The sequence below is a fragment of the Phaeodactylibacter sp. genome, assembly GCF_022763345.1.
In the GTDB taxonomy this organism is placed as follows: domain Bacteria; phylum Bacteroidota; class Bacteroidia; order Chitinophagales; family Saprospiraceae; genus Phaeodactylibacter.
In genome coordinates, this window is sequence record NZ_JALEGS010000037.1 from 30678 (window position 1) to 43235 (window position 12558).

At 51.4% G+C, this 12558-nt stretch carries 10 protein-coding genes; 4 read left to right on the plus strand and 6 right to left on the minus strand.

All coding sequences use genetic code 11. The annotated features are described in order from the left end of the window. Positions 1-58 precede the first annotated feature (58 nt). The gene (gene recG / locus MRY86_RS10025) at positions 59-2173 is read left to right on the plus strand and encodes an ATP-dependent DNA helicase RecG (RefSeq protein ID WP_293566539.1); all 2115 of its coding nucleotides are present in this window, start codon (positions 59-61) and stop codon (positions 2171-2173) included. Here the strand turns inward: recG and MRY86_RS10030 are convergent, their stop codons facing one another. The 3 genes from MRY86_RS10030 to MRY86_RS10040 all read right to left on the minus strand — a co-directional run bounded on the left by MRY86_RS10030 (position 2174) and on the right by MRY86_RS10040 (position 6486). Continuing rightward, entirely contained in the window at positions 2174-3466 is a 1293-nt protein-coding gene (locus tag MRY86_RS10030) for an HlyD family efflux transporter periplasmic adaptor subunit (RefSeq protein ID WP_293566538.1), read from the minus strand. It lies immediately after the preceding gene. Then, positions 3466-5667 carry a peptidase domain-containing ABC transporter gene (locus tag MRY86_RS10035; RefSeq protein ID WP_293566537.1) on the minus strand — a complete coding sequence of 734 codons (2202 nt, stop codon included), beginning with the start codon at positions 5665-5667 and terminating at the stop codon, positions 3466-3468. Before MRY86_RS10035 ends, MRY86_RS10030 begins: the two co-directional genes overlap by 1 nt. Positions 5668-5841: 174 nt before the next feature. Continuing rightward, positions 5842-6486 carry a head GIN domain-containing protein gene (locus MRY86_RS10040; RefSeq protein ID WP_293566536.1) on the minus strand — a complete coding sequence of 215 codons (645 nt, stop codon included), beginning with the start codon at positions 6484-6486 and terminating at the stop codon, positions 5842-5844. Between the two features lie 265 nt (positions 6487-6751). Between MRY86_RS10040 and serC the strand changes: the two genes are divergently transcribed. After that, complete coding sequence (gene serC / locus MRY86_RS10045; protein ID WP_293566535.1) at positions 6752-7831, plus strand: 3-phosphoserine/phosphohydroxythreonine transaminase; 1080 nt, start codon at positions 6752-6754, stop codon at positions 7829-7831. A gap of 64 nt (positions 7832-7895) precedes the next feature. Here the strand turns inward: serC and MRY86_RS10050 are convergent, their stop codons facing one another. Next, positions 7896-8312: a hypothetical protein gene (locus tag MRY86_RS10050; RefSeq protein ID WP_293566534.1), complete on the minus strand. Its 417-nt coding sequence runs from the start codon at positions 8310-8312 to the stop codon at positions 7896-7898. 105 nt (positions 8313-8417) lie between these two features. Here MRY86_RS10050 and MRY86_RS10055 point away from each other — a divergent pair, with 105 nt between their 5' ends. Continuing rightward, a complete protein-coding gene (locus MRY86_RS10055) occupies positions 8418-9218 on the plus strand; it encodes a TlpA disulfide reductase family protein (protein WP_293566533.1) in 801 nt (266 codons plus the stop codon). A gap of 390 nt (positions 9219-9608) precedes the next feature. Here the strand turns inward: MRY86_RS10055 and MRY86_RS10060 are convergent, their stop codons facing one another. Further along, on the minus strand, positions 9609-10292 hold the full coding sequence (locus tag MRY86_RS10060) for a hypothetical protein (protein ID WP_293566532.1): 684 nt from the start codon (positions 10290-10292) through the stop codon (positions 9609-9611). Between the two features lie 933 nt (positions 10293-11225). Here MRY86_RS10060 and MRY86_RS10065 point away from each other — a divergent pair. Next, entirely contained in the window at positions 11226-11987 is a 762-nt protein-coding gene (locus tag MRY86_RS10065) for a M48 family metallopeptidase (protein WP_293566531.1), read from the plus strand. Between the two features lie 121 nt (positions 11988-12108). Here MRY86_RS10065 and rplI read toward each other — a convergent pair whose 3' ends face one another. After that, on the minus strand, positions 12109-12558 hold the full coding sequence (gene rplI / locus MRY86_RS10070) for a 50S ribosomal protein L9 (protein ID WP_293566530.1): 450 nt from the start codon (positions 12556-12558) through the stop codon (positions 12109-12111).

The following is a 12558-nucleotide window of genomic DNA, read 5'->3' on the forward strand; positions in this document are numbered from 1 at the left end:
CTGCCCCTCCAGAGTTCCATTGCCGGTTGCAAAAACTACTAAAAAGTTGCTATTTTTGATGGCGCCACATATGAACACCCTCGATTCTGACATATCCTACCTCAAGGGCGTGGGCCCTAAACGCGCAGAGCTTCTCAACAAAGAGCTGGGCATATTCACCTGTGGGGACCTGCTGCAACAGTACCCCCACCGTTATATCGATAAAACCCAATTCCACAAAATCAACACCCTACATCAGGAAAGTGGGGAAGTCCAGCTCCGCGGTATACTGCGCCGCCTTGTGCCCGTTGGGGAAGGCAGAAAAAAACGCCTTACCGGCCGCTTCCGGGATGAGACGGGCGCTATCGACCTGGTATGGTTCTCTGGTGTCAGCTATTTGCAAAAGCAGCTGGAGGTTGGAAAAGAGTATGTCATCTATGGCCGGGTCAATGCATTCCGGGACCAACTGAGTATCCCTCATCCGGAAATGGAAATTGCCAATCCCGAAAAGATCAAAAAAGCGGCAAGCTTCGCTCCGGTATACCCCAGTACCGAAAAGCTAAACACCAAGGGGGTAGATGCCCGCAACCGACGCCGGATGATGGCGGCTCTGCTGGATAAACTTCAACCCGAAGACCTCCCGGAAAACCTGCCGCCCTACATCGTCAAAAAGTTCCGCTTCCCTTCCCGTTACGATACTGTGCGTGCCATCCACTTTCCAAAATCAGAAGAACAACTGCAGCAGGCCCGCAACCGCCTGAAGTTTGAAGAACTCTTCTTCCTGCAACTTCGCCTGCTCCAAATCCGACGTCGACGGGACGCGATCAAGGGGTTCAATTTCGAACAGGTGGGTGAGCATTTCATGCACTTCTTCAATCACAAATTGCCATTCGAGCTGACCGGTGCCCAAAAACGGGTCCTTAAGGAAATCCGCCGCGACCTGGGCAAAGGCATCCAAATGAACCGGCTGCTGCAGGGCGATGTAGGCAGTGGCAAAACCATCGTGGGCCTCATGACCATGCTGCTGGCTATTGACAACGGCTTCCAGGCCTGCCTTATGGCCCCTACCGAAATCCTCGCCCAGCAGCACTACAATTCCATCAGCGAATACCTGGAAGGCATGGACCTACAGGTCGGCTTTCTTTCTGGCAGCGTAAAGGGGAAAAAGCGCAAAGTCCTGCTCGAAGCTCTGAAAAACGGAGAGGTTCACATCCTTATCGGCACGCATGCCCTGCTCGAGCCTCCTGTTGTCTTCCAAAATCTGGGCCTGGCCATTACCGACGAACAGCATCGCTTTGGCGTGGCGCAGCGGGCGAAACTCTGGAAAAAAAGCAGCCCCTACCCTCCCCATGTCCTTGTGATGACGGCGACGCCCATCCCGCGTACCCTCGCAATGACCCTCTACGGCGACCTCGACGTATCCGTCATTGATGAGCTGCCGCCCGGGCGCAAAGCCATTCAAACCCTGCACAAAACCGAAAACAACCGGCTGCGCGTACTGGGCTTTATGAAAGAGGAGATTGCGAAGGGCAGGCAGGTCTATGTGGTCTACCCCCTCATTGAAGAATCTGAAACCCTGGACCTGCAAAACTTACAGGACGGGTACGAAGCCCTGAGGCGGGAATTCCCACCGCCCAACTACCAAATCAGCGTGGTGCATGGCCGTATGAAACCTGCCGACAAGGATTTTGAAATGCAGCGCTTTGTGGAGGGCAAAACGCAGATCATGGTGGCGACCACCGTGATTGAAGTGGGTGTGAATGTGCCAAATGCATCCGTTATGGTGATTGAAAATACAGAGCGCTTCGGACTGTCACAGCTCCATCAGCTGAGGGGGCGCGTGGGGCGGGGTGCCGAGCAGTCTTTCTGTATTCTGATGTCGAGTTTTAAGCTCAGCAAGGAGAGCAAAGAGCGCATTCAAACCATGGTCCGCACCAATAACGGTTTTGATATCGCCGAAGCGGACCTCCGCCTCCGGGGCCCGGGCAATATCGAGGGCACACAGCAGAGCGGCATTCTCAACTTCCGCATTGCCGACCTGGCTAAGGATGGGCGCATTCTGCAAACGGCCCGGGAAGTCGCCGCCCGCATCCTGGATGATGACCCTAAGTTTGAGCGCCAGGAGCACCACCCTATCGTTTGGTACCTGGATAAGCATGGGAAGAAGCTAAGGGGCTGGAGCAGGATAAGTTAATCAATAATTTTCCCACAAACTCCTCAACTGATCAAAAAGGCGGAACAGCAGCCGCCGGTCTTCGGTAATGATGTTGGCACGGGCCGAGAGTTCCTGTGAAAAGGGCAATTCCTGGCCGTAGGTCGTCTGCAGACCTGCTGTAAGCGCGAGCTCAATATAGTAAGCCTGCTGCTCCGGGATGGGCGCTATATGGCGGACTTCAGCCTTGAGCGCACCATACTGCTGCTCCGGATAAGCATCCAGAAATAAACGAGCTTGCATCCCTGTATCCACGCGTCCGGCATTCTGAGCGGGCAGATAGCCACGAGCCAGGGTCGGACTGTGCGCTCCTGAGGCCGGAAGCACCGTCATAACCAATTGCCCTTCTTCCAAATACTGCCCTGCGGTGAGCGGTTGTTGGAAAGCCACCCGGCCTGCTATTTCGGCCCAAAGTAAATTGTTTTGCTGCCAGGATTTCACCGCAGCGTTCAGGTTGGCTTTGCTTTCTTCGTAGGCCAGTTTCAGTTCTTGTGCGCTGTTTTGCTGCTCCTGTTGTAAAGTGATGAGCAGAGCGTTGTTCCGTTCTGCCTCTAGGGCATTGCGCAGGCGCTCGGCTTCCACTTCGCGTATCTCCCGCTCCAGCCGGAGCACCGCCAACTGCGCTTGTTCCTTATCGAGCTGACTGACATTCCCGGAGGCAGCGAGGGCTTCATTTCGTTTGAAGTTGGCCTGCGCCAGATCCCGTTCTGCCTGTAAAACTTCCAGTTTTTGGCCCTGTGCTGCCGAAAGCGCCACCAGCTGCTCCTGCTGATTCCGCAGAGAGCGAATCCGTTTCGCCCAGTCTGACCGGCGAAGGAAAAACTGATAGGCCTCCCGGTTGCGCTGCAGCTGCGCCATCGGAGCCTGCAATGTGCCAAGACGAAGATCGGGGACAGGGGTTTCAAGGGTATCCTTTTCCAGCCAATGCTGAAGGGCTTGGACCTCCTCCCATACTGCGGTGTTCTCCAGTACAGCTAGCATTTGACCGGGCTGGACCATTTCACCGTCTTTCACCAGCAGCCGCTGTAATTTCCCGCCACGGGGCGCCACGATGCGAATGGCAGGCTGCGGCGTAGTCAACATGACCTGAGCCGTCACAGTATCGGGGTAGCGAATCAGCCATGCCCCTGCCAACAACAGGACTACCGCTGCAAACACCGCCGAAATCCCCCAACGCAAAGCCCAGCCCGGAGGCGCGCCCAGCATTTCCTGAACGGCTGCCCGTCCGCCGCTGGCATCCGATGGTGCATGATTTGAAGTTGCGTTCCCTGGCATTATTGTCCGAGTTCTAGTTGATTCTTAACCAATTGGTAATAAACGCCTTTGCGGGCGACTAATGCTTCATGTGTGCCCCGCTCTGCAATTTTTCCCTGGTCCAGCACCACAATTTGGTCGGCCTGGCTTACCGTACTCAGGCGGTGGGCTACCACTACAACGGTCCGGCCTTCGAAAAAGCGGTCCAGATTATGGACTATTTCGCGTTCATTATTGGCATCGAGGGCGTTGGTGGCCTCGTCAAAAAACAGAAAATCAGGGGTTTTGTAGATGGCGCGGGCGATAAGCAGCCGCTGCCGCTGCCCCTGACTGATGCCATTGCCCATAGCGCCGATCTTGGTATTGTACCTTAGCGGCAGGCCATCAATGAATGGCTTCAGATTGGCCAGCTCCACCGCTTTCAGAAGGCGTTCCGGGTCTACGGCGGGGCTGCTTTCCGCAATATTATTGGCGATGGTATCCGAAAAGATAAACCCATCCTGAAGCACGGCTCCGCAGGCAGCCCGCCAACGGGATTTGCGCAACCCGCTCAGCGGCTGACCTCCAACGCGGATCTGCCCCTGCTCCGGCTCGTAAAAGCCCAGCAACAATTTGACCAATGTCGTTTTCCCACTTCCGCTCACCCCAACAATAGCGGTGACTTTGCCCTCCGGAATATCCAGGTTGATGTCTTCGAGCACCCATTCGGCAAGGGGATTGTACCGAAAACTCAGGTCCCGAATCTGAATATCCCTGCGCTCCGGTAGATCATCCCAAACCGGCGCACCATCTGCAGGGGTTTCCTCGGGCGTTTCCGATTGCACTTCCAACAGGCGGTCCAGGCTCAAACGGGCATCTTGCCAGCGCCTCAGGAAGTCCGCTAGCCGGCTTAGGGGTAAATTCACTTGTCCAAGAATAAATTGGATGGCGAGCAGCATACCCAAGGTCATTTGCCCCTCTATGACCAGCTTTGCAGCCAGAATCGTAATGAGAATATCTTTAACCTGGGATATGGCTGAAGCACCGGCATCCTGTGTTTGCTCCACATCCAGCGACCTCAGGTTGGCCCGGAACAGGCGGGTTTGGATGTTCATCCACTGCCAGCGCCGCTTGGAGCCGCTATTCTGTAATTTGATCTCAGGCATCCCCTGAATCAGCTCAATGAGCGCGCTCTGATTATCCGATAATTGCCGGAAGCGGGCGTGGTCAATAGCCTGCCGCTTATTCAAATAAATGAGGATCCAGCCCAGATAGAGCAGGCTGCCAATCAAAAAAATCAGGAAGATCGATACATTATAAACCAACAGGACCCCGCCAAAAATAAGCAGGCTGAAAGCAGAGAATAAAAAGCTCAGGGCGGAGGTGGTCAGGAACTGTTCAATACGCCGGTGGTCGCCAATGCGCTGCAATAAATCGCCGGTCATTTTGGTATCAAAGTAGGTAATGGGCAAGCGCATGAGCTGCTGTAGGAAATCAGCAATCAGGGAGACATTAATGCGGGTGCCCAAGTGAAGCAATATCCGGTTTTGGATGATGTTCACGGTCAGACGGCCGGCAAAAAGCAGCAGCTGACCAATCAGAATCAGGTTGATGAATGAGAGATCGGCATTGCGGATACCGATATCAACAATCGCCTGAGTCAGAAACGGGAAAAGCAGCTGGAATATACTACCCAGGATGAGCCCAAAAACCAATTGTACAAAGTAAGGCCGGTAAGGGCGCAGGTACTGCAGGAGGTAGTTTAAGGGGGCGGATTGTGCGGAGGGCAGGCCTTCCTCTTCGTAAAAAGCAGGCTGTGGCTCCAGGAGCAAAGCCAGCCCCTCATCACCATCACTGGTCCAGTGGCGGTTAAACGCAGCACGTGTGATTTTCCGTTTTCCGGCTGCCGGGTCGGCAACCCAAACATGCTGTTTGGATATTTTGTAGACCACCACGAAATGCCGTTGCTCCCAATGCGCAATCAGGGGCAGAGGGGCCTGATCAATGCCCAGGCGTTCCTCCGTACTTTCCAGTGGTAATTTTACCGGTAATGGCCGCATTCCGATGGACTCGGCGGCTTCCACCAGGCCCGCCATTGAGACGCCCTCCCGGTCGACGTATGCTCTTGCCCGCAGCTCTGACAAGGTAAAATGCTGCCCGTAGTGCCGGGTGATCATACGCAGGCAGGCAGGCCCACAGTCCATGGCGTCGTGCTGCGGATAATGTGGAAAGCGGTCGAGCATAAGGATGAAGCATTGCTGACTGCCTAAGGTACGGATTTGGGGTAAATAAAAAAGCGCTAAAGTCTCCTTCCAAAAAAAATGGAGCCCGTACGAATGAAAGCCCTCCAAAAAGCAACAGGGGCAAATCCGTTGCTGCAGATCTACCCCCTCAAGCTCTTTCCAGTACCTTTAAAGCTACAGCTTGCGGATATCGCCGCTGCCTACTACGCTTTTCTTCACAGAAGGATTTCCTTTGTAATAAACGTCGCCACTGCCGGCAATACTAGCCTCCAGCTTATCAACTGTCCCCACTTTGACATTACCGCTGCCGGCGATGCTAATTTCAGCCCGGTCTGCGTCAACGCCTGAAGCGTCAACATCACCACTGCCTGCAACACTTACTTCAATACTTTTGGCTTTCCCGGCGATATCAACATTACCAGACCCACCAACCGAGATGGACAGCTTGCCCATATTGTTAAAAGCATCTTCCACTTTCACATCACCGGACCCACCGATGGCAATGGAAGACAGGTTAGGCATGGTGACGTATACCTTTACGCCCCGGCTGTTCCAGTTGCGGGTACCGCGTTTGGTGCCTATGCCGAGCGTGCCGCCATTTACCTCGAGCTCGACCTTATCAATACTCTTTTCAGGACCTGTAATTTCAACATTATAATCTCCTTGCGAAACATAAACATCGGCAGAAATGCCCAGTGCAATGCCGTCAAAATCGCGCAAATCAGCGCTGGAGCGACTCATGTCTGCATTGGTCTGTGCGCAGGCTGTGATTGCAAAGCCGGATGCCATCAAAAAACAAAGTGCTAATAGGTTTTTCATATCGTTGTGATTTCAATTGGGCAAAAATTACCCCCGTTTATAAAAAATGGATTGCTGCTTTATGATGCAATAACAGGCTGCTGCCCCCTATTGCTTCATAACCAACAGCGCATAAATTCAGCCAAAAGCTGCATCTATGCTTCTTTTTTCTTCTAAAATGGGGTTTGGCTGGACGAAAAGGTGGGCGACCCCTGAAAAAATCCGCTCAACATGAAGTACAAGGTTTTCGTTGAATACCTACATTTGCCGAAAGAAAAACCAGATCATGAAAAAGCATAACTTCAGTTCCGGCCCTGCCATCCTCCCGCTTCCGGTTTTCGAACAAGCCGCAGAAGCGGTCCGTGACTTTAACGGCATGGGATTATCCATTCTGGAAATTTCTCATCGATCTCCCGAATTCACGGCTGTGATGGAAGAGGCGAAGTTGCTGATCAGGGATTTGCTCAACGTTCCTGATGATTATGCGATCCTGTTTTTGCAGGGCGGCGCAAGTTCGCAGTTTTTCATGACCGCTATGAACCTGCTGGATCAGGATGCGAAAGCGGGCTACATCGACACCGGCAGCTGGTCCACCAAAGCGATTAAGGAAGCTCAGGCTTTTGGCACAGTCCAAACCCTGGCCTCTTCTAAGGCGGATCACTTCACTTACATTCCGAAGGGTTTTGCGATTCCGGAGGACCTCGCCTATGTGCATATCACCACCAACAATACCATCTACGGCACGCAGTTCAAAACCCTGCCGGAGACCTCCGTCCCTTTGGTCGGCGATATGTCCTCTGATATCTTCAGCCAACCAGTGGATGTCAGCCGTTTTGACCTGATCTATGCAGGCGCTCAGAAGAATCTTGGGCCAGCAGGTGCCACACTTGTTATTGTCCGGGAAGAAGCGCTGGGCAGGGTGAAGCGCCATATTCCCACTATGCTGGACTACCGCACGCACATTAAAAAAGGCTCTGCTTTCAACACGCCACCCGTCTTCCCCATTTACGTAAGTATGCTAACTCTGCGGTGGATCAAAGCCAATGGTGGTATCCCTGCCATGCAACAAAAGAATGCCGCCAAAGCCGAGCTCATCTATCGGGAAATCGACCGCAACCCCATGTTCAAAGGGACCGTTACGGACCCCGCCGACCGCTCCACTATGAATGCGACCTTCGTACTTGCCGAGGGCAAAGCACACCTAAATGAAGAGTTTTTAAAGCTTTGCAAAGCGGCAGATTGCTCTGGTGTGAAAGGGCACCGTTCTGTGGGGGGCTTCCGGGCGTCTATGTACAATGCAATGGAAATAGAGAGTGTGCAGGCGCTGGTACAGGTGATGCAGTCCTTTGAGCGGAAGTTTGGGTAAGCCATCAAAAAAGGGGCGCAGGAAGTGCTACTCCCCCGCCCCGCTATGATTGCTTCGTATGAAATTACTGTATTGAACGGACGACCAAACTGGTATCGTCCAGAGAAAGAATCTCGTAAGTCCGGGGCTGCCCTTCAATGTTCAGTTGCAGCACGACCGGATCGCTTCCAGCCTGCGTCCAGGTGCCGTCCTTCCAGCCTGTCGGTATTGCAGGTTCTGTGGCGCAGCGGTTCCAGAAAAACTCGCGCACAAAACCATCCTCCCGGAATTCCAGCATCTGGTTTTTCCCCGTTACGTCAAACCCACTGTCGTCAGGCACACGGAGGTATGCCCGTTCATTTGGGCCGGGGTAGTTTTGAAAATCCCAGTACCCAACCCAGGGGGCAGGGGCACTTAGCTCCACTTCCTGCTGCTGGCTATCGTTGCAAGACCAGGCCAGTAGGGTAAAAACGGTTAGAATAATTGCGTTAAATCGAGTCATTTCTGATAGTTTATAAGTTAGACAGGTGAATTTTACTCAAGCGTTGGGTGGGGTTGTGTGACTTTTCTCACTAACGCTATGCTGCAAATTTGTGAATCTTTACCCATGCGTACTATCATTATCCTGCTATCTGTAGTTTTCCTTTGGTCCTGCTCCTCCCCTTCCGGTGCCAGTCAGGTTACGCCAGCCCCGGATCAACAACTCCTGGAATGGGCCAAAACCCAGCCTGCGCCTACCGGGTTGCAGCCCTTTTTCGACTTTATTGCCACCCAATCGGCTGACAGCGCGCAGCGGCAATACTGGCAGTCCCTTTATCTAGCACAAGTCCTGAATCAGGAAAAAGGGTGGGAAGCCTACAGCGCTGTAGTCGATGTAAGCACGGTGGCGCTCCTGGATTTTAAGCTGGAAAAGCACAACCCGCACCGGGCGCTTTACGCGGATGCGTTGCAGCATTACTACACGACCCGGCAATTGCGCTACGCTGCTAACTTCACTGCCGTAGACACCAATGGAAATGTGATCCAACTGAGTGATTTTGAAGACAAGGTGGTTTACATCGATACCTGGGCATCATGGTGTGGCCCCTGCATGCAGCAACTGCCCTATTTGCATGCTCTGGCAGAGCACTACGCGGATCAGCCGGACTTCCTTATCCTTACCGTTTCCTTTGACCGTTCCTTTGAGGCCTGGAAGCGCGCGTTGTCCAAACAAGCAGCCTACCCCAATATCTTCCCGGTTTATGTGGAGGGTGGCATGGATTCGGATTATGGCAGTTTGTTTTCTATTTCCAGCATTCCATCTTATGCCTTGTTGGGCCGGTCTCGTGAGGTCATTGATATGGCTGCGCCTAAGCCTGGGGTGGATAGCCTGAAACTGGTAATTGAAGGTGTTTTGGGGAAGCCTTAGGATGTTCCCCTATATTTAGGTTTATCTTTTGCAATTCGGTGCCGCCCCGCAGGATGGCCCGCCCGGAAATCAGTGTAAATCTGTGTAATCCGTCCAATCTGTGACCCCATTCTCCAACAAGACAAGGGTATACTGATGATGCCGATCACACTAACAAAAGAAACAATATCTTACCCACGCCCCCTGCCTGAGAACAGGAAACTCCTACGTTTACAGTAAGGAAATGCTAGCCTGGGGCACTCTTTTTTAGCCCAAAGTACTCTATCAACAGAGGAGTCAAACATAGGGAGCTCAAAAATGAGAAAACCTGAAAAACAGAGCGCAAATAGGAGAGCAGCAACCCCTGAACCGAAGCTGCTGCTCTAATTAAAACTCGCTAATTTAGTCCCTTTAGTCTTCTTCGTAGGGTACTGTGCGAACTAAATCCAATGGGTGATGCAGACTGTCTAAGTGTTCAAAAGTACCATGTCCACTGAAAATTAACTGGCCACGTATGGTGTCAGGATGAATAAACACACCTTGAAAACTAGGAACGGCAAAACCAATCCGCTCCCCATTTGCGTCGAAATCGGTGCAATTTTCAAATCGGAACTGCTCTCCACCTGTGTTGGGAGGAAACTGGAAGAAATATAATTCCAGCGCTCCCACTTCGTTATAAAAAAGCGTATAATTTACTTCCTCAGGGCGGATTCTGTCTGGACGTTCTACTTTGAAGGAAGTGGATGCACCAGGACCATTCTGATTACTGAACGAATCAATTTCGGTCAACGGTTCCTGAGGAAAAGTAAAAGCAAAGGTATCCAGGCATCCAATGGGTTCAAGCTCTGCGATAAAGGTTTTTGGATTGGGCTCAATGCAAAACTTACGAGGTGGAATACTATCCTCTAAGGGGCCCCATGCCTCAAACCAATTCTCAATCGAGCCTTCCGGACATTCACACTGCAAATCAACACAGACCATTTCGCGATCCCAGCATTCCGGGCAGGTGGGCTCCGCAACCGGGTCCTCTTTTTTGCAGGCAAAGAGCGTAAGGGCCACCAAAGCGCCTGTGAAAATCAAATGCTTCAATTTCATGGCAAAAAGATTTTGTGGGTAGAGAGGTTGTTGTTTGAATCTATAAGTTGAATAAAATATAGCTCTGTGGGCACATCCAGATAAACAAGTGCAGCAGATTCAAAGTGCAGGGTATGAACACCATCAATTCTCCCCGAAGGATAACAGGTTTCATCAAATACAGGAGCGTCTTCAAAAAATGCATCCGTTGTATCAACCGGATGATATTGCCCGTGAATATTACTGAGATAGAAAAAAGATAGCATTATACATAAAATGCGTGATGCGTGATAACATAGCTTTAAAGTTTATATTAGTACAGAGAATATATTTAACCTCTCCAAAATACATGCTTCGCCAAATACAAACCTCATAAAAAACCAAATAACCAATTAAAAACACTGCATATCGATGTAGTTTACACTTTTTAATTTACAAAATCACACAAAAATGAAATTAAACTAAACCCTTTACGCCATGTATATTTAACTCCCTCGCTATATTCTTCGAGAGACTTACAGCGTATACAATGATGCATAAAATAAATGTGACTAGCCCTTAAAATCCTACTTACAGTAGAGATGAACCAACAGTATCTTTAACACGATCGGACTAGTTTTTTGAGGTGATACACTTTGACCCTTAGACACATCTCTTCAGGCACCAGAGATTATAAGCACAAATCCAAATTAGGATATTGATCATTAAGGCTCTTACCGCATAGTTAGAGGACCTCCAGGAAATCCACGAAAATCTGTGCAATCCGTCCAATCTGTGTTCCCTACCCGCTACGTACGACACAAGTACACTGATGACACTCATCTCACTGATCTGCTGTACCAGACCCGCCCCGCAGGATGGCCCGCCTGGAATCAGTGCAAATCTGCGCAATCCGTCCAATCTGTGACCCTACCTCTATAAACAGCAACCAAAGAAAACTGTAACTTAGCCCCTATGAGAAGGAAACGCAAAGCCAAGCCCACTATACGGCAATTGACGCTCAATATCGGGGGGACAGCAGTGCCCGTACGGATCTACAAAGAGTACCGGCACAACGTCCGGGCAAGCATCGGCAAAACGGCGGCTTTTTTGCGCATGCCCCACGGATTACCCGCCCCCGAAGAAGAAAAACACTTGAAGTGGTTTAAAGACTGGCTCCACAAACAAGTGGCCGAAAGTGACACAATCAACCGCCACTTCGGGCACCGGGAGTACCAGGATGGAGATACTTTGACAGTGGGGAAAAGACAATATCAATTAGCCATCACCTTTGAAGACCGGAAAACCCATTCGGGCCAACTGCTCCCGGACGGCACCATTGCCCTAAAACTCAGCCACCACGATCAAGGGCCAGCGTTTGCCAAAAATCTGCAGCATCTATTGAGCCGTATCGTAGCGCAGGACTTCTTGCCGGAAATCGCCCGCCGGGTCGACGATTTCAACGACCGGTTCTTTCAGCAGGATATCGGGGAGGTCCGCTTGAAGTACAACCACAGCAACTGGGGCAGCTGTTCCTCAAAGGGCAATATCAACTTGTCCACGCGCCTGTTGTTTGCCCCTGATGATGTAATCGATTATGTAATCATCCACGAGTTGGCGCACCGCATTGAGATGAACCATTCACAACGTTTTTGGAAGCTCGTCTCCGACGCCATGCCCAATTACAAGGAGAAGGAAAAGTGGCTGAAAGAGCACGGTGGGAAGTTGGGCTTCTAAATTGGCCTATAAAAAAGCCATTTGCCCTACCAGGTAAGACAAATGGCTCTAAATGTAGATTGTTTCGGCTGGTGAACTGGGGATAGCCCCGGCGCACCGAACCAAGCACCTGAGGCGTAGCTTATTCTTCTACAACCTCGAAGTTTACTTTGATATCCACTTCCGGATGGAGTTTCAGCTCAGCAACGTAAGCGCCGAGTGTCTTAATATCGTCTTCCGGCAGGATAACGCGGCGGCGGTCCACCTCGATACCCATTTGGTCCTTCAGCGCAGCAGCCAACTGTACGTTGGTTACGCTACCAAAGATTTTGCCGCTTGTACCGGCTTTAGCGCCGATTTTCAGCACTTTACCCTTCAGGTTATCTGCCATTTCGACGAACTCAGCCTTACGGGCTGCCAGTTCTTCTTCCTCTTTGCGCTTGATCTCATCGAGCTTTGCGCGGTTGGCGTCGTTGGCAACAAGGGCCAGTCCCTGAGGGATGAGGTAGTTGCGCGCATAACCCGGCTTAACGCTAACGAGCTCATGCTTATCGCCTACCTTATCTAGATCTTTTAACAGAATGATATCCAT

Excerpts from the sequence above, each read along its gene's own strand:
- serC (WP_293566535.1), top strand. The coding sequence starts at position 6,752 with ATGAAAAAGCATAACTTCAGTTCCGGCCCTGCCATCCTCCCGCTTCCG.
- MRY86_RS10060 (WP_293566532.1), bottom strand. The coding sequence starts at position 10,292 with ATGAAATTGAAGCATTTGATTTTCACAGGCGCTTTGGTGGCCCTTACG.
- MRY86_RS10065 (WP_293566531.1), top strand. The coding sequence starts at position 11,226 with ATGAGAAGGAAACGCAAAGCCAAGCCCACTATACGGCAATTGACGCTC.
- MRY86_RS10050 (WP_293566534.1), bottom strand. The coding sequence starts at position 8,312 with ATGACTCGATTTAACGCAATTATTCTAACCGTTTTTACCCTACTGGCC.
- MRY86_RS10040 (WP_293566536.1), bottom strand. The coding sequence starts at position 6,486 with ATGAAAAACCTATTAGCACTTTGTTTTTTGATGGCATCCGGCTTTGCA.
- MRY86_RS10030 (WP_293566538.1), bottom strand. The coding sequence starts at position 3,466 with ATGCCAGGGAACGCAACTTCAAATCATGCACCATCGGATGCCAGCGGC.
- MRY86_RS10035 (WP_293566537.1), bottom strand. The coding sequence starts at position 5,667 with ATGCTCGACCGCTTTCCACATTATCCGCAGCACGACGCCATGGACTGT.
- recG (WP_293566539.1), top strand. The coding sequence starts at position 59 with ATGGCGCCACATATGAACACCCTCGATTCTGACATATCCTACCTCAAG.
- MRY86_RS10055 (WP_293566533.1), top strand. The coding sequence starts at position 8,418 with ATGCGTACTATCATTATCCTGCTATCTGTAGTTTTCCTTTGGTCCTGC.
- rplI (WP_293566530.1), bottom strand. The coding sequence starts at position 12,558 with ATGGATATCATTCTGTTAAAAGATCTAGATAAGGTAGGCGATAAGCAT.